The sequence below is a fragment of the Alteromonas gracilis genome, assembly GCF_036870955.2.
Lineage (GTDB): Bacteria > Pseudomonadota > Gammaproteobacteria > Enterobacterales > Alteromonadaceae > Alteromonas > Alteromonas gracilis_A.
Window position 1 is genome coordinate 960,768 of the sequence record NZ_CP145482.2, and the last position, 19,477, is coordinate 980,244.

At 44.5% G+C, this 19,477-nt stretch carries 15 protein-coding genes and 5 pseudogenes; 14 read left to right on the forward strand and 6 right to left on the reverse strand.

The genetic code is table 11. The features are described from left to right. The first annotated feature begins 41 nt into the window (after positions 1–41). From recA to V6N89_RS04655, 3 genes and pseudogenes are all read left to right on the forward strand, one after another. Positions 42–1,088 carry a recombinase RecA gene (gene recA / locus V6N89_RS04645; RefSeq protein ID WP_338516544.1) on the forward strand — a complete coding sequence of 349 codons (1,047 nt, stop codon included), beginning with the start codon at positions 42–44 and terminating at the stop codon, positions 1,086–1,088. A 549-nt stretch (positions 1,089–1,637) separates the two neighbouring features. Further along, positions 1,638–2,444, forward strand: a complete 807-nt coding sequence (locus tag V6N89_RS04650; protein ID WP_226432367.1) for an ATP-binding cassette domain-containing protein — start codon at positions 1,638–1,640, stop codon at positions 2,442–2,444. Next, positions 2,428–3,626, forward strand: a pseudogene (locus V6N89_RS04655) (ABC transporter permease subunit). Before V6N89_RS04650 ends, V6N89_RS04655 begins: the two are co-directional and overlap by 17 nt. Positions 3,627–3,694: 68 nt before the next feature. On the opposite strand, the gene V6N89_RS04660 reads toward V6N89_RS04655, so the two are convergent. From V6N89_RS04660 to V6N89_RS04675, 4 genes and pseudogenes are all read right to left on the reverse strand, one after another. Then, positions 3,695–4,915 (reverse strand): ATP-binding protein, encoded by a 1,221-nt coding sequence (locus V6N89_RS04660; protein ID WP_338516545.1) that lies wholly within the window; start codon positions 4,913–4,915, stop codon positions 3,695–3,697. After that, positions 4,912–5,616, reverse strand: coding sequence for a response regulator (locus tag V6N89_RS04665; protein ID WP_338516546.1), 705 nt, complete (start codon positions 5,614–5,616; stop codon positions 4,912–4,914). Before V6N89_RS04665 ends, V6N89_RS04660 begins: the two co-directional genes overlap by 4 nt. 111 nt (positions 5,617–5,727) lie before the next feature. Next, positions 5,728–5,991 (reverse strand): annotated as a pseudogene (locus tag V6N89_RS04670) (DUF3019 domain-containing protein); the annotation flags it as partial. Positions 5,992–5,999: 8 nt separating this feature from the next. Continuing rightward, the gene (locus tag V6N89_RS04675; RefSeq protein ID WP_346993481.1) at positions 6,000–6,869 is read right to left on the reverse strand and encodes a MipA/OmpV family protein; all 870 of its coding nucleotides are present in this window, start codon (positions 6,867–6,869) and stop codon (positions 6,000–6,002) included. Positions 6,870–7,035: 166 nt separating this feature from the next. Here V6N89_RS04675 and V6N89_RS04680 point away from each other — a divergent pair, with 166 nt between their 5' ends. Together V6N89_RS04680 and V6N89_RS04685 are read left to right on the forward strand one after the other, a co-directional pair. Further along, a complete protein-coding gene (locus V6N89_RS04680; protein ID WP_338516550.1) occupies positions 7,036–7,935 on the forward strand; it encodes a beta-propeller domain-containing protein in 900 nt (299 codons plus the stop codon). Between the two features lie 47 nt (positions 7,936–7,982). Further along, a pseudogene (locus tag V6N89_RS04685) lies at positions 7,983–9,002 on the forward strand (beta-propeller domain-containing protein). Here V6N89_RS04685 and V6N89_RS04690 read toward each other — a convergent pair. Together V6N89_RS04690 and V6N89_RS04695 are read right to left on the reverse strand one after the other, a co-directional pair. Further along, on the reverse strand, positions 8,986–9,315 hold the full coding sequence (locus tag V6N89_RS04690) for an EscU/YscU/HrcU family type III secretion system export apparatus switch protein (protein WP_431189767.1): 330 nt from the start codon (positions 9,313–9,315) through the stop codon (positions 8,986–8,988). The pseudogene V6N89_RS04685 and the gene V6N89_RS04690 sit on opposite strands and share 17 nt — an antisense overlap. After that, positions 9,312–11,783, reverse strand: coding sequence for a flagellar hook-length control protein FliK (locus tag V6N89_RS04695; protein ID WP_346993482.1), 2,472 nt, complete (start codon positions 11,781–11,783; stop codon positions 9,312–9,314). The genes V6N89_RS04690 and V6N89_RS04695 overlap by 4 nt, the downstream gene beginning before the upstream one ends. Positions 11,784–12,070: 287 nt before the next feature. Between V6N89_RS04695 and ccmA the strand changes: the two genes are divergently transcribed. The 9 genes and pseudogenes from ccmA to ccmI all read left to right on the forward strand — a co-directional run bounded on the left by ccmA (position 12,071) and on the right by ccmI (position 19,477). Beyond that, on the forward strand, positions 12,071–12,694 hold the full coding sequence (ccmA, locus tag V6N89_RS04700; protein ID WP_338516553.1) for a cytochrome c biogenesis heme-transporting ATPase CcmA: 624 nt from the start codon (positions 12,071–12,073) through the stop codon (positions 12,692–12,694). Continuing rightward, positions 12,694–13,359 (forward strand): heme exporter protein CcmB, encoded by a 666-nt coding sequence (gene ccmB, locus V6N89_RS04705; RefSeq protein ID WP_346993483.1) that lies wholly within the window; start codon positions 12,694–12,696, stop codon positions 13,357–13,359. Before ccmA ends, ccmB begins: the two co-directional genes overlap by 1 nt. Continuing rightward, on the forward strand, positions 13,359–14,111 hold the full coding sequence (locus tag V6N89_RS04710; protein WP_346993484.1) for a heme ABC transporter permease: 753 nt from the start codon (positions 13,359–13,361) through the stop codon (positions 14,109–14,111). The genes ccmB and V6N89_RS04710 overlap by 1 nt, the downstream gene beginning before the upstream one ends. Position 14,112: 1 nt before the next feature. Next, positions 14,113–14,322 (forward strand): heme exporter protein CcmD, encoded by a 210-nt coding sequence (ccmD, locus tag V6N89_RS04715; protein WP_338516554.1) that lies wholly within the window; start codon positions 14,113–14,115, stop codon positions 14,320–14,322. Between the two features lie 116 nt (positions 14,323–14,438). Continuing rightward, on the forward strand, positions 14,439–14,963 hold the full coding sequence (gene ccmE, locus V6N89_RS04720; protein WP_338516555.1) for a cytochrome c maturation protein CcmE: 525 nt from the start codon (positions 14,439–14,441) through the stop codon (positions 14,961–14,963). Continuing rightward, positions 14,963–17,030, forward strand: a pseudogene (locus tag V6N89_RS04725) (heme lyase CcmF/NrfE family subunit). The gene ccmE and the pseudogene V6N89_RS04725 overlap by 1 nt, the downstream one beginning before the upstream one ends. After that, a pseudogene (locus tag V6N89_RS04730) lies at positions 17,027–17,661 on the forward strand (redoxin family protein). Before V6N89_RS04725 ends, V6N89_RS04730 begins: the two co-directional pseudogenes overlap by 4 nt. An 89-nt stretch (positions 17,662–17,750) precedes the next feature. After that, positions 17,751–18,179 (forward strand): cytochrome c-type biogenesis protein, encoded by a 429-nt coding sequence (locus V6N89_RS04735; RefSeq protein ID WP_346993782.1) that lies wholly within the window; start codon positions 17,751–17,753, stop codon positions 18,177–18,179. Next, on the forward strand, positions 18,176–19,477 hold the full coding sequence (gene ccmI / locus V6N89_RS04740; protein ID WP_338516557.1) for a c-type cytochrome biogenesis protein CcmI: 1,302 nt from the start codon (positions 18,176–18,178) through the stop codon (positions 19,475–19,477). The genes V6N89_RS04735 and ccmI overlap by 4 nt, the downstream gene beginning before the upstream one ends.

Here is a 19,477-nt window from a genome sequence, read left to right on the forward strand (position 1 = left end):
CTTAATAAAGAATTTAACCGCTAATCCTAGAGGATAATGACGTGGACGATAATAAATCAAAAGCTTTAACCGCCGCAGTTGGCCAAATTGAAAAGCAATTTGGTAAAGGTGCAATCATGCGCTTGGGCGACAACCAAGCCATGGATATTGAAGCTATTTCAACGGGCTCACTTACCATCGATATTGCGTTGGGTATAGGCGGTTTGCCATGTGGTCGTGTTGTAGAAATTTATGGTCCAGAGTCGTCAGGTAAAACAACGCTAACTCTTCAGGTTATCGCTGAAGCACAGAAGAAAGGCAAAACTTGTGCGTTCGTTGATGCCGAGCATGCGCTTGACCCTGTGTATGCCGAAAAGCTTGGCGTAAACATTGATGAGCTACTTGTATCTCAGCCTGATACGGGTGAGCAAGCGTTAGAAATCTGCGACATGCTAGTACGCTCAGGCGCGGTAGATGTGGTTATTGTTGACTCGGTAGCGGCACTTACACCGAAAGCAGAAATTGAAGGTGACATGGGTGACTCTCACGTTGGTCTTCAAGCACGTCTTATGTCGCAAGCACTGCGTAAACTTACAGGAAACATCAAGCGTTCAAATACGCTTTGTATCTTCATTAACCAAATTCGTATGAAGATTGGTGTTATGTTTGGTAACCCTGAAACTACTACTGGTGGTAACGCACTTAAATTCTACTCATCTGTACGTCTAGATATCCGCCGTATTGGTGCAGTTAAAGAAGGCGATGAGGTAGTGGGTAACGAAACTCGCGTTAAGGTTGTGAAGAACAAAGTAGCACCTCCGTTTAAGCAAGCTGAATTTATGATCCGCTACGGTGAAGGTATTAGCAAAGAAGCTGAACTTATTGACCTAGGCGTCAAGCAAAAGTTAGTAGATAAAGCGGGCGCATGGTACAGCTACAAGGGCGATCGCATTGGTCAGGGTAAAGCGAACGTAATGAAGTTCCTTAAAGAGAACCCTGAAATTGCCAACGAAATAGAAACTAAGATTCGTCAGGAGCTTCTGCTATCTAAGACAATGCAGGCAGATGAAGCAATTCCTCAGCAAGAAGATGATGTGTTGCCAGAGTAAGACCCATTGTTAATAAGTTTAGAAAACCCACCGTAAGGTGGGTTTTTTTTTGCTTTTCATATGTAGTTGCAATATTAGGTTTTACATATTTATTAACACTTCTTTTGAGGTTTAATCTTGTGCATTTAAAAAAAAGAGGGAATGCTGTAATAAAAATAAAATTGCAAAGACTGTATCAGTAGATGGCGAAGCAGGTATCTGCCTTATAAAGTAGAGATTTTGGTAGCCGTTTAGAGCGTGTTGACCTTTGCCGTACGTTTTTGCAGCAAAGTGTTTAGCATTTAGACAAGGAAGTGCACACGTCGTGTAGCCATCTACATAAGTGTGCGCAGACGCAGGATAAATGCTAAACAATTGCTGCCTGAAAGGTTCATCCAAGCGAACCTCATGCGGCTTTACTCGTCGCTAATTTGGAATAACCAAACCACGCAACTCGTTCATTGCCTGATACTCGCTTGGAATGAACAAAAAGTGTACCGCAAAGGTCAACACGCTCTAATCTAATAACGAAAAAATGCAAAAAGTCATGTAAAAAAAGAGGGAAGGGAAATGATTGAGATATCAGGTCTCGCAAAGCGTTTTGAGGTTGAAAACCCCAAAAAGCTAAGCGAGCAAGAGAAGAAGGATCCGCGATTAAAAGGGCGTTATTTTCAGTCTGTAAGAGATGTTTCTTTTACATGTGAAAAAGGCCAAGTGCTTGGTCTGTTAGGGCCAAATGGGGCAGGTAAAACAACAACGCTTCGCATGCTTTCGACCGCACTTAAGCCAGACAGCGGTAAAGTGCTAATTGGCGGTGAAGATGTGTTGGCCAATCCCAATATTGCACGTAAGAAGATTGGTTTTTTATCTAGCTCAACTGGATTGTATGGGCGCTTAAGTGGTCGTGAAAATATAAGCTACTTTGGCGAACTTCACGGTATCTCAAAGGACGTAATAAACGCGCGTATTGAAGAGATGGCGGACTTACTTGATATGCAAAGCTTCTTAGATAGACGTGCGGAAAACTTCTCGTCAGGTATGAAGCAAAAAGTGTCTATTGCTCGCGCTGTCATCCACGAGCCTGCGCTTGTAGTGCTTGATGAACCTACTACTGGTTTGGATATTATGGCAACCAGCACGGTAATGGAGTTTATTCAGCGCCTTAAAGACAAAGGCACCCCAGTTATTTTTTCTACTCACCACCTAGACGAAGTACAAACCCTTTGCGACAAGGTTACTGTTATTAATCAAGGTGAAACGGTATTTAACGATACGTTATCAGCCTTTAGTGAGCTGTCTGGCGGACAGATGCACAAGAGCTTCCTAAAAACACTATCAATGGATTCTGAGGAGATGAGCAATGTGGTTAATCTTTAAGAAGGAATTCAAAGAGCTATTGCGCGATAAAAAAACCATTATCTTTATGATTGGTCTACCGCTCTTGTTGTTTCCCGCTATTTTCGGTGTGGCTTTTTTCTTTATGAGCTCCGCCGCTGACAAAGCTGAAAATAAAGTGCTGAAGTATGCCATTGTAGGTGAAGCCTATGCTCCCGCTATCGTACAGTCGTTCAATGATGCGGCAGACAAATTTGAGTCAGTGGCCATTGGTGATGATAAAGACTATGCAAAACTGATTAAAAACGAGACGTTAGATTTTGTGTTGGTTATTCCAGAAACCTTTAACAGTGATGTTTTGCAATCAGGACAGCACAAAATACAGCTGTATTTGAACGATGCGGGGCTGAATAAGGTAATGGGACGAGTGTCAGAAATCATTGACGAATACTCAGATGCATTCCAGCAAACTGCTTTTTCGCAACTTAACCTGAATGAGACGCAACAGGCTGCGGTTCTCAAGCCCATTGAGATTGAAAAGCAAAATGTTGCAGACGACCGAGAGGTATGGGGTGAGCGCTTAGGCGGCATGTTACCTTACTTTATCTTTATCTTGTGTTTGCAAGGGGCAATGGCGCCAGCAGCAGATTTAGGTGCAGGTGAAAAAGAGCGAGGCACGCTTGAAACGCTGCTTATTTCTCCTATGGACCGTCACAAACTTGTACTAGGTAAATTCATTACTATTGCCATGGCGGGGATTATTACTGCCCTTATCACCGTATCATCCATGGCCATATGGGGCTTGGTACTCTCGCAGGGTATGGCAGTGGAATTTGTAGTAAAAATCATGTCTATGATCGGTCTTGTTGACTTCTTACTTATTTTCTTGATGTTGGTACCTGTTGTTGCTGTGTTTGCCGCTATTTTATTGTCGCTATCTATTTACGCTCGTTCGTTTAAAGAAGCGCAAAGCTACATGGGCTCATTGATCATGGTGGTTATCTTTCCGGTAATTATTGCCATGATGCCTGGTGTAGAGCTAAAAGGCGGATGGGTCTGGGTGCCATTAACTAACGTGGCGCTGGCAATGAAAGAATTGTTTAAAGGCACAATGGACTACTTTGCATTGTTTGGTATTTTTACATCAACCGCTGTTATCGCTGCTTAGGTCTAATAATGTTCTGCATCCACTGGTTTAATAAAGAAAAAGTGCTGTTTAGATAAGCCATTATAAGTACAAAAATTGTACGTGGAAGGCGCTTGCTATGCATTGGTGAGCGCCTTTTTTTTATCTAGCGTGGGTAAGTCAGTACGAAGCAAGCACCACCTAAGTCACTCTTCCTTACTGAAGCTGTGCCTTTGTGCCAATGCTGAATGCGCTGGACAATAGCAAGCCCAAGCCCTGCGCCTCCAGAGTAGCGTACTCGACTGTTATCCGGCCTAAAAAAAGGCTCAAATATACGTTCTGCTATACTTTGCTCAACACCTTCCCCGTCATCACTTACAGAAATAGAAATGCTATCAACGGTTTGTTGAATATTGATAACAACGTGGGAAGCGGCATGACGAATTGCGTTAGTAAGCAGATTTGAGATAGCGCGTTCAATAAAATGACCATCTCCGCGAAGTATGACATTCTCGCCCGTTACTGTTAGTAACTTATCAGTGGTCAATGAAAGGTGGTCGGCTAGTTTTTGACAAAGTATTTTCGTGGGTATATCCGCGATACTTAGTTCTGGGGTTATCGCATCATATTGGGTGTAGTCGAGCATTTCCTGTACTAGGCCTTCTAACTCATCGATATCAGCGTGAATACCTTTCCAAGCTACACTGTCGGTTTCATGGTTCATTTCTAATGCGAACTTCAATCGTGCAATGGGGGTTCTAAACTCATGAGCCACTGCACCCGTTAATTCTCGCTGGTCACGCAAAAGATTGTGAACACGTTCACTGAGTAGGTTAAGACGATTGGCAATAGGCTGCATAATGGAGCGTTTCTTTAGTGCAATAGAAAAGCTCTCAGTTTCATGGCCAAGATCGCTGACTTTATTGGTAATGTAGGCAAGGTCACGCCACAACGGCCACAGCCACAGTGCCATTGCAAGCCCCAGTAATAATAAGAAAATCAGTAGGTAAAATACTAAATAAGGCGCCGAAACACGCTCATAGGGCAAAGTGAGTGAGATAAATTCATTTGTTCCAATAGGGGCATAGATGTACTTGGCTTCTTCATCGTAAAGCGTGACCACGTCTCTTTGTGCGAAAGACTGGCGTTCGTCTTTTGACCACCCTACGGCGCTAATGGGCTTTATTTCGAAATCTGCATCTATCTCTTCTAATCTTGAAATGAGCGCTGATTTATCCATTGCTGCTAAAGCCAGAACACTTTGAATAATTTGCGTCTCTTTACTTTCACTGTGGCTTTCGTTCGGCAAAATAAATTCTAGAGCGCTACTTATGACGACAAGTGAAATGGCGACAAAAAGATAAAAACTGACAAAAAGCCTTGTCATACATCTTCCCAAGCGTCACTGACAAAGAAGAAGCCTTTGCCCCAAATAGTCTTTATCCTGTAGGGGTTCTGCGGGTCGTCATTAAGTTTTTTACGCAAGCGAGAAACTCTTACATCTGCAGAACGATCGAGCCCATCATATTCTCTACCAATTAGCTCCTTATAAAGTGTTGAGCGGTCGACCACACTTGAGGCATTGTCAGCAAGCAGACATAAAAGGTCAAACTCGTGACTTGTAAGCGATATCATCTTTTCACCCAGAGTGACTTTTCGCGATGATTTATCAATGCTTAGTGCGCCGAACTGCATAACAGAACCATTGGCAGCGTGTGAACCAAGAGATGTAGTACGTCTTAGCAGTGCATTAATTCTAGCTAAAAGTACACGAGGCTCTACTGGTTTTACGACATAATCGTCGGCACCAATCTCTAGTCCAACCACTTGATCGAAATCTTCATTTTTTGCAGTCATGAAAAGAAGAGGACCTGTGAAAAACTGTCGGAGTTGATTGCATAAAGTGAAGCCATCTTCCCCTGGTAACATGACATCTAAAATGACAACATCGGGAGAAGTCAGTTTAACTAGCTCTATTAAGCCATCGCCATTAGGGAGTCGTTTAACACTAAAGTCATTGCTCTCTAAATACTGGCAAACTAGTGAAGCTAAGCGTTCATCATCTTCAACCAAAATTAACTTTTTCACTAGAATAAACTCCACGGGTTTCTTACGCGCTAAGCGATACATCGACGCCTTTCTGTATTTTAGCTTCAATACAACAGATGTACTCTTGTTACCCTTCTCATCTTTTAAAGTGAACGTTGAATCTTGTCTGAGTTCTACAGTGAACGTGGTGGGGAGCTGATGATTGGGCCAGCAGCCCAAGCGTTCCTCACCTATTAATAAGCAATAGATTTTAGATGACAATTTAGGATATGTGATAGCAAGTGGCAGTTCACATGTATCGCCCTTTTCGCTGGTGATACATTCATTTGGGATAACGGAAAATTCAGCCAAATTGTCTTCAGCGGCTTTTGCGTTGAAACATAAAAAGGGAATGATAAGAATCAACAAACGCATCAAGACACCTAAAACCGATAACCGATGCCAAAAAACACATTTGTTACTTGTCGCTTAGATACAAGAGGGCTATCGCTCATCCCGCTTCCCAGCGTTGTTAATTGATATCGTCCGAGCCAATACCAATGTTGATTTATTTGCTTACTTACAAACAGGCCAGCAGAAAACTGTATAGAATGGCTGGCTTCATACCAAAGGGATTGATCACTGGTATCTCTTTCACTAATTCCATAGTAATAGTCGATAAGGTTGTCGCTTTTATAACTGACTGATAAGTTGGTAGAAAAAGTCCAGTCTTTATAGAAAAAGTCCCGTTGGTAGCCGCCGTTAATACTGTATCCGCTATAAACGCCAAGTGCGTCATGCACAACGCTAAATGACCAACGAGAATTGTCTCTAAACCAATTTAATCTCACGCCAGCGTCGACAGTCCAGCGTAGGTTTGCGATATCGTTGACAGAAATATAGCGTGGCTCTGGTACTTCCCCTTCATCAGGAGATGGAGAGGGGGTGAGCGCACCATCGGTTAGGCTCTCTAGTGGAATCAGAAGATTACTGGGATGCCAGAAGACAAAATAAGCGCGTTCTGCGTTCGTACGTACGAAAGTCTCTGCGGTCACTTCGTCATATAATTGCATCTGATAGCCAAATTCACCATTATCGAAATAGACGTTATCTGAATACCAAGCAACATCTGGCAATACAATAAGCGGAATAGCATCACCGTCGACAAGCGGATTGGTCCGCGCTCCTGCTCCAAATGCGATACCAATTGACCAGTTGTCTTCCTCTATACAAAGGAGTTTGTTATCGCACGCCAACGCCGATTGAAAGCATGACATGGTCAAAAATAAACTCAACAAGAAACGAAGAAACACAAAAAGTCCTTTTTACAAGAATAGGTACCTTGATAGATTATCAAAGTGTGCTGTGTGAAACAGTACTCGATTACAAATTGTCACATTTATACTCAGTTTGGATCTGATTGATAACGAAAGCGATTCTATGATGGTTTTATGGTTTCAATTAACAAGGAAATGGAACATGAAATCGAGACACGGGATAGACAAAATATCAAGATGCATGGCGGTGCTCATTTTTTCTACGTGTGTGATTACAGCATGTAGCAATGACGGTGAGTCTGATAACGGTAACAATCAGCCCCCTCTACTTTCACTTACATCAGAGTCAAGTGCACCGCTTGGCCAACCTACTAACATCGCAGCAGACAGGTACATTAAGAACGGCTTATACGTCATAGGGACACAGGGCTTAGTTGACTCCAATGATGGTGGTACAGATGGCGCAGTAGCTCATCCAACCCCAGAATTTTCATCTACTAATACACAAGTAAGCGGTGTGGATGAAGCCGACAGAATCGAATACGACGGTGAGTACCTTTATGTTGCGAATCTGCCAAGCTGGGATAGCCAGTCGGGTATTGAAAATAGTGTCAGTGTTTTTAAACGAGACGTAGACTTTGCACTTCAATCCATAGCTAACATACCTCTAGAGTCTGACGTAGAGATATCGGGGATGTATCTTCATGAAAATAGTTTAGGGGTGATCACGCGCGTGTTTGGCTTTTATCCTCTAGAAGACGCGTTGACTGTGTCGAGTCCGTGGCAAAACCCGGATAATGATACACGCATTGACATTATTGACGTAAGTACACCTGAAACACCTGCAAAAACGCATCAGGTGAGTGTAGACGGTGGTCTTATAAGCTCAAGACGGATAGGTAACGATTTGTACTTGGCGCTGCAATATGTCCCTTACGTTGAAGGACTGCCTTCAGTAAATAGTAGCAATAGCAGTCTGGTGAATTATTACCGATACTTGTTGCAGCTTGATAATGATGTGTTAGCACCTCAAATTACCATTAACGATCAAACGCTCCCTCTTTACGATATTAACGATTGCTTATTACCTGAAAATGCTTAGGTCCACAAAACGGGCATATACAAATGGTCAGCGTTGTTAAAATAGACATGACGTCTCCAGCAAGTTACTCCGCTTTGTGCATGGTTGTTGAAGCTCGTGGCTTATATATGTCCAGTGAAAACCTCTATCTGCATGCGCAGCAAAATAGAGACACAGTGTTTCACAAAGTCTCATTACAGGATGACATCGCGTATCAGGCATCAGGCAAAGTTAATGGCATGTTCGGCTGGCGCAGCGCCCCCAATTCAAGATGGCTGAGAAAGAGGGGCATTTAATGGCGGTAACATCTGAAGGCATATGGGAAGATGACCCTGAACATTACTTACATGTATTACAGCAGCAAGGGAGTGAGCTTATTGAAGTTGCAACTTTGCCAAACAGTAATGAACCTAGCACCTATTGGAAAGCCTGGTGAGGATATCTATGCAGTACGCTTTTATGAAGACAAAGCTTATGTTGTCACTTTTGAGCGCATAGATCCTTTATATGTCATTGATTTAAGTTCAATCGATGCCCCTGTTATTAAGGGCGAGCTAAACATTCCAGGGTTTTCAAGTTACTTGCATCCTATGGAAAATGGGCTGTTGCTAGGCGTCGGTCAACAGGTTAACGCTGAGAACATTCCACTTCCTGGTGAGCAGCCATCAACAACGCCCATTGAAGAAGGAATGAAAGTAAGCTTGTTTGATGTTCTTGACCCTGAAAACCCCATATTGCTCGATGAGTACGTTTGGGCCGACTCTTACACGCCAGCAGAATACGATCATCGCGCACTTTCTGTATTGAAAACGGAACAAGGTTATCGATTTGCTGTGCCCTCTGAATCTTGGACCACTATAGATGAGGCTTGGACGTTACAATATTCGCTTCATATGCTGGAAGTGAACAGCGATACACGCACCTTGTCATTAGTGGATAGTGTCGAGAAAGCCCCTGAAGAAGAAAATTACTATGGTAGCTATGATGATAGGAGTGTTCTTCACGATGACCACGTTTACTACATCAGAGGAAACAGTGTCTTCCATACACTATGGCAGGAAGGCGCGCCTGTCACTGGGCCATTTTAAACACTAAAGTCGATACGTTTGATAATGGACTCCCAACCGGGGGAATTTTTCCCTGAAGTACGTACGAATAGGCAAGTAATTCAGCAATAACGTAATAAAGAGACTCAGGGATATCTTGCCCGACATCCAGCGTAGCAAGCACCTCGCTTAAATAGGGATCTTCATGGATGAGGATCCCCGTTTCTTCTGCCATTGCGATGATGGCTTGCGCAAGATCGCCATACCCTTTTGCAACCACCTTAGGTGTGTTCTTCTTATTACCGCCCTCGTAACGTAATCCAATTGCACGTTTGGTTTTATTTGTATCGTTCATACGCGCGTCTCGAAGATTTGGTGGGGCCGTGTGCTTAAGGTTTTGGGAATATGCCCCTTTTGAAAGCTAGATTGCTCAATAGTGAGCCCAAGTGATGATAGCCTACGCGTTAGGTAGGGAAGGGTATCGCCTAGTCTTTGTAAGATCGTATCGTTTGATGCGTATAAGTCTAGCGTAATTGTTGTATCGTTTATTTTCGACTTTGCCAACACTTCGCCACTACTTCCTATATCCAGTTTCATCGTCACGTTCCATAAGCTCCTTTGGCCGCGCTGCTTTTGCTCTTGATGAGATTTTTCATGTTCACGCTGTATAAGCAGTTCAGCGGGCAACTGATTTTGGGAAATGGAAGGAAACGCGTAATAAAAGCTGTCTTGACCCTGAATACGACTCTCGGCATTCGCTATCTTTGTTTGTTGGTGGCTTGCTAGCAAGGTCTTTAAGTGAGAAAGCAGCTGCTGTCGATTATCGAGTTGACTGAGTTCTTGACCTACTTTACTGGGCGTAGCCGTAGCGCCCACGTTAGACAGTGTTTTAGCGATAAAAGAGTCGGGCGTATCCATTAAACTCTTTAGGCTTGGTTGACGCTGTATTGCCCTACCTGCCAACGCAAGCTGGACGAGTGCTACTAACCCTTGCACAAAACTTGATGACGCCACGGGCGATGTCAAAGTAAGCGGTGTGGTTAAAAGGGCATTGGCAGTCAGGGCCTGATTGATACGTTGTGATAGTCCTTGTTCAAGGCTATCGGGTGAAGCATTGCCGTATTGTGAACTTGCACCTTTTGATACACCTTGCTGTTCGACGCCTTCACTTAGTTTTACATCGTTCGAAGACGGCACAGATTGGTCAGTTTTGATGCCAGCACCCGTGACGTGCTGCAGTGCACTATTAATAAGACCACTTGACGAAACTTTAGCTTGGGTTGCCAACATTTTAGCTAGTGTCATGAAGTGGCCTTGCTTAAGGCTGTCTTTGACATCAATGGATTCAGCAGAGGCCTTTGCACCATCTAAACGTGGTTTGTCGCCAGCATCTTTAGTTACCTCTATCGGTGATGCTTTTGTACTCTGCGCTGAGTTTGTATTTTGAGAAGAGGCGCTTCCCGTTTGCGTCATCGGTAATGATGGCTTAGCGCTCATCGCGTCAAAACCTTTAACCTGTTGCGCTATTTTATCAAATAGAGCGCGTGTGCCGTCATCTGGATTATTTATAGCACCGCTTTTTCCCTCAACAATCGTCAGTAGTTGGCTCAGCGCTTGGGAAGTATTGCCAGTTTGACTAAGTAAGACACGAGAAAGGGTGCCGATTGCCTTGTGCACGTCGCTGCCATTGAGCGAAGTGACATTCCCTTTTACATCTTTAAGTGTGTCAGCAGTCTCCGGATTTGACGTAGCTTGATTTTTGGTAGTTAAAGATGCGTTCTCTTTGATGCTCCCAACTACTTGGGCTTGTATCAAGGTTGCCGCATTAATTTTTGCGACTTGTTGTTTGTTTAGTGCCTTCAAGTCACTTGGCGCTTGTTCAAATGCTATGCGCATGACTGCACTGGTATTGGCGCTTTGTATATCAAGTCGCGAGACATTCTTCCCATTGGGTTGAAGCGTGAGTAATGCGGCATTTTTAAGCACATGTTGAGACGGAACTATCTCGCTGGGTAAAAAACGTTTTAGTGAATGTGAGTGTTGGGCGGTTAAATCGACTGATACCGTGTTTTGTTTTAGCCCACTCTCGACTATCTGTTTTTGAACCTGAGTAGTTAACTTACTCTGTTCAAGCGTAATTTTACTGTCAGATCCAGATGCGTTTTGAGAAGCGCTAGCTAGAGATAGTTGAGCGGTAACACCATGTTTTGACGAATTGGCTAATGTGAGCGTTACACTGGCGCCCAACCATGCTCTCAAGGCGTTTTTCAATGCGGTACTTTCAACTTCAAACGCGACAAATCGAGAAGACCCTGCGTTCTGCGGTATTGCCAATGCCCATTGGGACGAGCCATCTAGCTGAGTCAGCGTGCCTTTTACCGATGCCGCGCTACCTTCTGCTTTTAAAGCTTGAATGATAGCCGTGAATAAGTCGTTACGTTGGCTGTTGGTTATTGACACACTTTGCTGTGCTAAAGACGTGTTAGTCAGCACAGCTTCTGTACTCTTTTTATCAGATGAAAGCAGCGCTAGCGCCGGATTTTGAATAGTCTTAGAAGCAAATTCGGGCGGCACTTTGACATTAACTGTTTGGGCATTTTGCGCAGTTTGTGGCAACGTGCTAATCGCTAGAATGTGTTCGGGTAATTTGGCTATCGTTACGCGTGCTGCGTTATCCAGCGCTGCGGCTCTTGCAAGCGCGGCTGTCTGCGGTGTTGAAACTACGTTAGGTATTGCAGCATTGCTTTTTGCGCTACCAGCAGTGTTAGCAGATGCAGCTGTTTTCGCGGCTTCAGCGATAAGTGATGATGGAGGTGTTGTCATAGTTTGTATATCGACTTTGAACGCAAAAACATGATGACATTTTGTTATCTAACATTGCAAAAACAAGCATCGCCGTAGTGTCTGAGGTTTAAGTATAGACTGTTCATTTTCACACGTACCTTTGAGTACCAAGCCCAACACATCGAAATCGTCTTGTGATCTTCATTTAATGCGCTTTGTTATTGAAGTAAATCATATTTAATTGGAATTCACGACTGCGAAAAAGCCGTCATGTGGTAAACTGTCGCGGTTTTTTATGTATTGCGATTTTATGGGGTAGGCAAACTGTGTTAGAAGCATGCAGTTTAACGTGTAGCAAGAGAGATAGAACCCTTTTTGAAGGGCTGTCGCTGAATGTATCAGCGGGAGAACTCTTATATTTACGCGGTCCAAACGGTGCAGGGAAAACGAGTTTATTGCGTATTCTTACTGGCCTAAGCGAGCCAGATGTAGGTGAAGTGAAATACGACGGTAAAAACATAAAAATGTTTGCTTCAAGTTTCCACAAAGCGCTTTTCTATTTAGGCCATAAAACAGGTAATAGCAACGCCTTGTCTGCGTTAGATAACCTTACTTTCTGGTTGGCGCAACACAACGTAAGTCAGCCTCAAGAAGCTATTTTTGACGCTCTAGGGCGTGTTGGGCTAGTGGGAGTTGAGGATGTACCCGTGCGGTATTTATCTGCCGGGCAGCAGCGCAGAGTAGCGTTGGCTCGTTTGTGGTTAAAGCCAGCAAAAATGTGGATCTTAGATGAGCCATTTACTGCGTTAGATGTGAAAGGTATTGATTTGCTTGAACACACAATGAGGCGTCACGTTGAACAAGGTGGGGTAGTCATTACTACATCTCATCAACCCCTATCTAGTGTTGCAGGTAATCACCGCATATTTGATTTGGAGTATCGATACTGATGGCGCTTTACAAGGGAATATTTAAGCGTGATCTGTATATTGCGTTTAAACAAAAAGCAGAGCTTGTGCAGCCGCTGATGTTTCTAACAATGGTTGTTACTTTGTTTCCGCTTGGGGTAAGCCCGTCTCCAGATACCTTGCAGCGAATTGGGCCAGGAGTTATTTGGATTGCGGCAATCTTATCTTCTTTGATGGCAATGGAAAGGTTGTTTAGAGATGACTTTCAGGATGGCGCCCTTGAGCAGTATGTCTTATCTGGCATGGCGCTGCCTGCGATTAGTGCGATGAAAGTGGCGGCTCACTGGCTAGTGAGTTTTGTGCCATTGCTGCTTCTATCTCCTTTATTGGCAATGTTTCTGAATCTAACGGTTGATATGTATGTTGCGCTAGTGCTCACTTTATTACTCGGCACGCCGCTACTGTCACTCATAGGCGCTATTGCCGTAGGCTTAACCGTGGGATTACAAAAAGGTGGCGTGTTGTTAGCGTTATTGTTAATACCTGTATTTATTCCATTACTGATATTTGCCACATCTGCCGTGGATTCTGCCGCACTGCAATTACCTTATCATTCACAACTTGCTATCATCGCCGCCATGCTATTATTGGCCGCGGCATTAGCACCGTTTGCCATAGCGTATTCTTTAAGAGTGAGTCAAAACTAATGTGGAAGTGGTTACATCCTTACGCTAAAACAGAGCGAGCTTATGCGCTTTGCTTGACATTACAACCTTGGTTTTGGGTTGGTGCTGCCTTGTGTTTGAGCGTAGGTACCGTGTGGGGGCTAGCTTTTGCTCCACAAGATTATCAGCAAGGCGATTCGTTTCGAATTATCTACATTCATGTGCCGAGCGCTATTTTATCGATGGGCACCTACGTAGCCATGGCAATAGCGGCATTAGTGGGCATGGTGTGGCAATGGCGTACTGCGTATATGAGCATGATAGCCATGGCGCCTATTGGCGCTGTGATGACATTTATCGCCTTGTTTACTGGTGCAGCTTGGGGTAAACCCATGTGGGGCGCGTGGTGGGTATGGGATGCGCGTTTGACATCTGAACTTATTCTCCTTTTCCTCTACATGGGAGTTATTGCGCTTTACGGTGCATTTGAAGATAAACAGCAAGCAGGAAAGGCTGCAGGCGTTATGGCCCTTGTGGGTGTGATAAACATCCCCATTATTCATTACTCCGTTGAATGGTGGAATACGCTGCATCAAGGCGCCACCATTAGCAAATTTGACAACCCTTCGATCGCGCCTGAAATGCTATGGCCTTTGTTAATCAATTTGTTGGGTTTTGCGTTGTTCATTGGCGCTGTGACTACCGTTAGGCTGCGCAACGAGATTGTGCTAAGAGAAATGCACCGCCCTTGGGTGCAAAAGTTGGCGAGCCGGGCCTTGGAAGGAAGTAAGTAAAATGCAGTTTGATTCCTTTGCCGATTTTTTCAATATGGGTGGCTATGCGTTTTACGTGTGGCTGTCGTTTGGCATAACTTTCACAGCCATGTTAATCGTAGCGGTGCAAAGCTACGTGAAACATAAGTCTTTGCTCAATACGGTAATGGTTGAAAGGGCCAGAAAGGCGCGTATCAAAAAAGCACGCGAAGAAGAAAGTAGAAAAGCTTAGCAGTAGCTTAATGCGTTTCCTTATTCAGGCTTTTAGTAACTCGGGCAAGGGTGTGAGTTGGCATGCAAAAAGATGTGCCATTTTAGTTTTCAGTTTTTTCGAAGTGAGATAGTTGCATGAATCCTAGACGAAAACAGCGATTAGCCGTAGTAGGAATTGTCGGTTTTTTGGTTATTAGTGCAATTGGCTTAATGCTTTACGCATTAAACGACAGTATTGACTTGTTCTATACGCCAAGCGAGATTATCGAAGGCAAAAACGGGCAAAAGCCGCAAATTGGTCAGCGCCTTCGTATAGGCGGCATGGTTGTGCCAGGGAGCGTTAAGCGCGACAGTGAGAGCCTTGCGGTAAGCTTTGACCTTATGGATACGGGCCCGATAGTGACCGTAACGTATAGTGGCATATTGCCCGACCTGTTTCGCGAGGGGCAGGGAATTGTGGCTACGGGGGTTTTGACAGGTACTGGACGTATTGAAGCGCAAGAAGTGTTGGCAAAACACGACGAAGAATACATGCCGCCAGAATTAGCCGAAAAAATGAAGGGCATAAAGCACGTTAAGCCCGAGAATGTGCCTTCCTATGATAGCGCCTCAGATAGCACTTCAGACAGCGCGGTAAGCAACAGTGGGAGCAATGAATAATGGTTCCTGAGATTGGAAACATAGCACTCACGCTCGCACTGGTGCTATCGATACTGTTAGCGGTTTATCCTCTTTGGGGAGCGCATCGTCAGCACGAGGCATTAATGGCGACCGCTAAGCCCTTAGCTATAGGTTTGTTCATTTTTACGCTTATCGCCTATCTGTGCCTGACCTACGCATTTGTCACTGACGATTTTAGCGTGGCTTACGTAGCACAGCATTCCAATAGTCGATTGCCTATTTACTATAAAATAACGGCAGTGTGGGGCGGACACGAAGGCTCTTTCTTGCTGTGGGTGTTGATGCTGTCAGTTTGGACCGTTGCGGTAGCCATTTTTAGCAAAGGTATACCGCTGGCTATGGTGGCGCGCGTGCTTGCCGTGCTAGGCATGGTGGGTATCGGTTTCTATCTTTTCATGCTCCTAACTTCTAACCCGTTCAACAGTATGTTGCCCTTTTTTCCAGTAGATGGGCGAGATCTAAATCCGTTGCTGCAAGACTTTGGGATGATTATACACCCACCTATGCTTTACATGGGTTATGTGGGCTTTTCAGTCGCATTTGCTTTTGCAATTTCTGCACTCATATCCGGCCAACTCGATTCAACGTGGGCGCGATGGTCACGTCCATGGGTTATTGCTGCGTGGGCTTTTTTAACCGTGGGTATAGCGCTAGGTAGCTGGTGGGCCTATTACGAACTTGGTTGGGGCGGCTGGTGGTTCTGGGACCCAGTTGAGAATGCGTCATTTATGCCTTGGTTAGTGGGCACGGCACTGATGCACTCATTGGCTGTGACGGAAAAGCGAAAGGCATTTAAGTCGTGGACAGTATTATTGGCCATAGCCGCATTCAGCCTCAGTCTGCTAGGTACCTTCTTAGTGCGCTCAGGGGTTATTGTCTCGGTGCATTCATTTGCAAGCGACCCAACGCGCGGGCTTTTCATTTTAGGTATTTTAATTGTACTAAGCGGATTCGGTCTGTTGCTGTATGCGCTTCGTGCAGCATCACTGAAAAGTCCAGGTCGTTATCAAGCGTTTTCACGTGAAGTGCTTCTCATAGGAAATAATGTGTTTCTATGTGCTGCAACGCTTGTAGTACTCCTAGGAACACTGTTGCCACTTGTGCACAAAGAGCTTGGCCTTGGCAGTATTTCGGTTGGCGCTCCGTTTTTCAATCAGATGTTTACCCTATTAATAGTGCCGTTTGTGTTGATTTTAGGGCTAGGGCCACTTACGCGCTGGAAGCAGCAAAAAGCGAGTGAGTTGCAAAAACAGTTGCTAGTAGCTTGATGGCATAGCACTTAGTGCAGGTGTACTGATTAACTTCGCGTATGACGTGCCTTCCTATATGGGCATGCTGGGCATGGTTTTAGTTTTTTGGATCTTAGTGACAACCGTACAAGAAGTTATGCAGCGTATTGATGCCATGCCTAACAGTGAAAAAGACAGTGTGATAAGTAGATTGCGCAAGCTCACGCCAAGCCATTGGGGAATGGTTTTGGGGCATGTTGGCTTTGCCATCGTTATTATTGGGATCACGCTGGTATCCAACTATGAACTTGAACGAGACGTTCGAATGGATGTTGGGGATACGGTAAGCCTGGCCGGGTATGATTTTACGTTTAAAGACCTTAGAAAAGTACAAGGGCCTAACTACGAGGCTGATGCTGGCGTCTTTGATGTGACCCAAGATGGTAAAATGGTAGCCGTATTAATACCTGAAAAGCGTTTGTACATTGTTCAACGCATGCCAATGACAGAGGCGGCTATCCACTCGAATATCAAGCGCGATTTGTTTATCGCTATGGGCGAACCTCTTGATGATGGTGCCTGGGCCATTCGTATTTACATCAAACCTTTTGTGGTCTGGTTATGGGCTGGCGCTGTGGTGATGGCGATGGGTGGAATATTTTCAATTAGTGACAAACGCTACCGCATGGCGAAAGTGAAAAAAGCGAAAGCGATGCTGGATAAAGTGACAGGCAATCAAAAAAGACCGACCCGATCATCTGAGGATGCAGGCGTTGTACCTGTAACAACCGAGTCCGTGAAAGGAGAGGCGCGATGAAGAAAACCTCATTGGTTGCGATACCACTTGTACTATTTCTCTTACTCGTTGTCTTTTTGTTTAAAGGGCTTTTTTCTGACCCGCGCGAATTAGACTCACAAGTTAAAGATAAAACGCTGCTTAAGCTTTTTCGCTTCCAGATTTAATGCAGCCTGAGAAAATCTATACGCCAGAAGATCTTAAAGGCCGGGTGACTATTTTAAATGTCTGGGGTGTATGGTGTGTTACCTGTGCTGTGGAAATGCCTTATCTTACGCAGCTCAAGGAACAAAAAGGCGTTCATATTGTAGGCCTTTATTTTGACCAGGATCTCGACCCTGACTTTGGCACGAAAACACTTAGCCGTGTTCAACAAGAAGTCATCGATATGGTGAGTCGCTATGGTAACCCGTATGCGTTTAATATTTTCGATGTTTATCGTGATACGTCACTAGATTTGGGTGTTACTGGTGCTCCTGAACACTTCATAATTGATGCAGATGGTATTATTCGTATGCACCACATTGGCGATATCAACGAACGCGTTTGGAACAAAAAGGTTGGCCCGTTATACAGTAAGTTGGTTGCTCAGGCGTCAAATACCGATACTGATAATAGTGCAAAAGCACTCAGTGCAGGAGGGGCTAACTGATGAATCTGCTCCCCCTTAGTTTTCAAAGCCTTGACGAAGCAAAGTACGAGTGGCGTATGTTTCGCATCACTCAATGGCTATTAGCGTTGATGTTATTTAGTGCGTCAGGCTTTTTCTTCGCTCATGGTGCTGAAGAAAAATTTACCTTCGATTCGGCCGAGCAGCGCAAGAGCTTTTTACGCCTCACAGCAGAGTTACGCTGTCCAATGTGCCAAAATCAGAATATTGCAGATAGTGATGCCATGATTGCTCATGATATGCGCCGTAAAGTGTATAACTTATTAAAGCAGGGCAAAACAGAGCAAGAAGTGATTGACTACATGAAGTCACGATATGGCGACTTTGTGCACTATCAGCCGCCGGTAACCGCGGCGACGCTGTGGCTATGGGCTGGTCCTTTGTTATTCATCATCATTGCGTTAGTCGTTGTAGTGCGACGAAAAACCGTTACCCCACCTGAAGATATGGCTGCGAAGCTTGCGAGAGCCGACGCTATGCTGGAGCAAGAAAAAGAATGAGTTGGTCTGAGTTTTATTTAGTTGTTTCAGGGCTCATCACTTTTGTTGTCCTCGTAGTTTGGTTTCCTTGGTTGTTCAGAAAAAATCACGCTAAACGTGACAGTTTAAGCAATACGCAAATTGTTAAACAGCGACTATCTGAATTAGAACGCGAAGTTCGAGAAGGTCTAATTAGCGAACACGATAAACGACAAGCCGTTGATGAACTCAAATTGGCACTCGTTGATGAAAGTGCATTTGTAGCGCAAAAGAAAGGCAATGCTGTATTGCCGCTGATTGTAGGCGGTGTTATTGCGCTTGGTGCTGGTGCCGTGGTGTACAGCCAAGTAAATCAAATGGATAGGGTTGCCAAGATAACAGATGCCGTAGAGGCGCTTCCAGAATTAAGCCGACAGCTAACGAGTGGTAACGCTAATAACCTAACTCAGCAGGACGTCGCAAGTTTAGCCCTAGCAATTAGGCAGAGATTGCGCTCAGAACCTAATGATGACACAGGCTGGATGTATTTCGGTCGGCTGATGTTAAGCGTTGGTCAGGAAGTGCAAGCCATAGAAGCAATAGATAAAGCTGTTGAGTTAGCCCCGTCTAACACAGCAAACCGGATAACCCTTGCGCAAGCATTGATGACCACGGGTGATGTTAACAACCTAGAGCGCGCTCAGCGACTTTTGCAAGGTTTACTTGCTGAAAACCCGCAGAACGATAATCTTGCGCTTATGATGGCAGTTGTTTCGGCACAACTCGGCGATTTGGACAATACCAAACGTTTCTTTGCACAAGTTAGAAACAAATTGCCTGCAGACAGTGACATGTTTAAGCGTTTAAGTGCACGCATTATTGAACTTGAGCAGCGCTCGATAGTCGCAGTACAAAGCGAAGAATTAAACGGTGAATTGAAAAATGAGAGCAGTACGTTTGAGACAAGTGTAGAGACATCTAATGATGATACGACTGGGTTCTCTGTCACTGTTGACTTGTCTGTGCAGGCTAAAGAAAGTGCGCCTTCAACTGGCTTCTTGATTGTTTTTGCTCAAGACCTTAATTCAGATAACCGCATGCCAGCAGCGGTAGTGAAGCTACCCATTCCAGCCTTTCCGGCGACGATTAGTTTAACTACGGAAAATGCGATGATGCCGCAGTATACGCTTTCTTCGCTGACCGACGTGGTAATAACTGCGAGACTGTCATTGGATGGGAATGTGGCAGTGGCACAAGGAGAGTGGCAGGGTAGTGTAGAAAGTCCAGTAAAGCAAAGCCAATTATCCTCAGTGAACATTACGATTAATAAGGAACTGTAG

Excerpts from the sequence above, each read along its gene's own strand:
- V6N89_RS04650 (WP_226432367.1), top strand. The coding sequence starts at position 1,638 with ATGATTGAGATATCAGGTCTCGCAAAGCGTTTTGAGGTTGAAAACCCC.
- V6N89_RS04660 (WP_338516545.1), bottom strand. The coding sequence starts at position 4,915 with ATGACAAGGCTTTTTGTCAGTTTTTATCTTTTTGTCGCCATTTCACTT.
- V6N89_RS04680 (WP_338516550.1), top strand. The coding sequence starts at position 7,036 with ATGAAATCGAGACACGGGATAGACAAAATATCAAGATGCATGGCGGTG.
- V6N89_RS04690 (WP_431189767.1), bottom strand. The coding sequence starts at position 9,315 with ATGAACGATACAAATAAAACCAAACGTGCAATTGGATTACGTTACGAG.
- V6N89_RS04695 (WP_346993482.1), bottom strand. The coding sequence starts at position 11,783 with ATGACAACACCTCCATCATCACTTATCGCTGAAGCCGCGAAAACAGCT.
- ccmB (WP_346993483.1), top strand. The coding sequence starts at position 12,694 with ATGGCGCTTTACAAGGGAATATTTAAGCGTGATCTGTATATTGCGTTT.
- V6N89_RS04710 (WP_346993484.1), top strand. The coding sequence starts at position 13,359 with ATGTGGAAGTGGTTACATCCTTACGCTAAAACAGAGCGAGCTTATGCG.
- ccmD (WP_338516554.1), top strand. The coding sequence starts at position 14,113 with ATGCAGTTTGATTCCTTTGCCGATTTTTTCAATATGGGTGGCTATGCG.
- ccmE (WP_338516555.1), top strand. The coding sequence starts at position 14,439 with ATGAATCCTAGACGAAAACAGCGATTAGCCGTAGTAGGAATTGTCGGT.
- V6N89_RS04735 (WP_346993782.1), top strand. The coding sequence starts at position 17,751 with ATGTTATTTAGTGCGTCAGGCTTTTTCTTCGCTCATGGTGCTGAAGAA.
- ccmI (WP_338516557.1), top strand. The coding sequence starts at position 18,176 with ATGAGTTGGTCTGAGTTTTATTTAGTTGTTTCAGGGCTCATCACTTTT.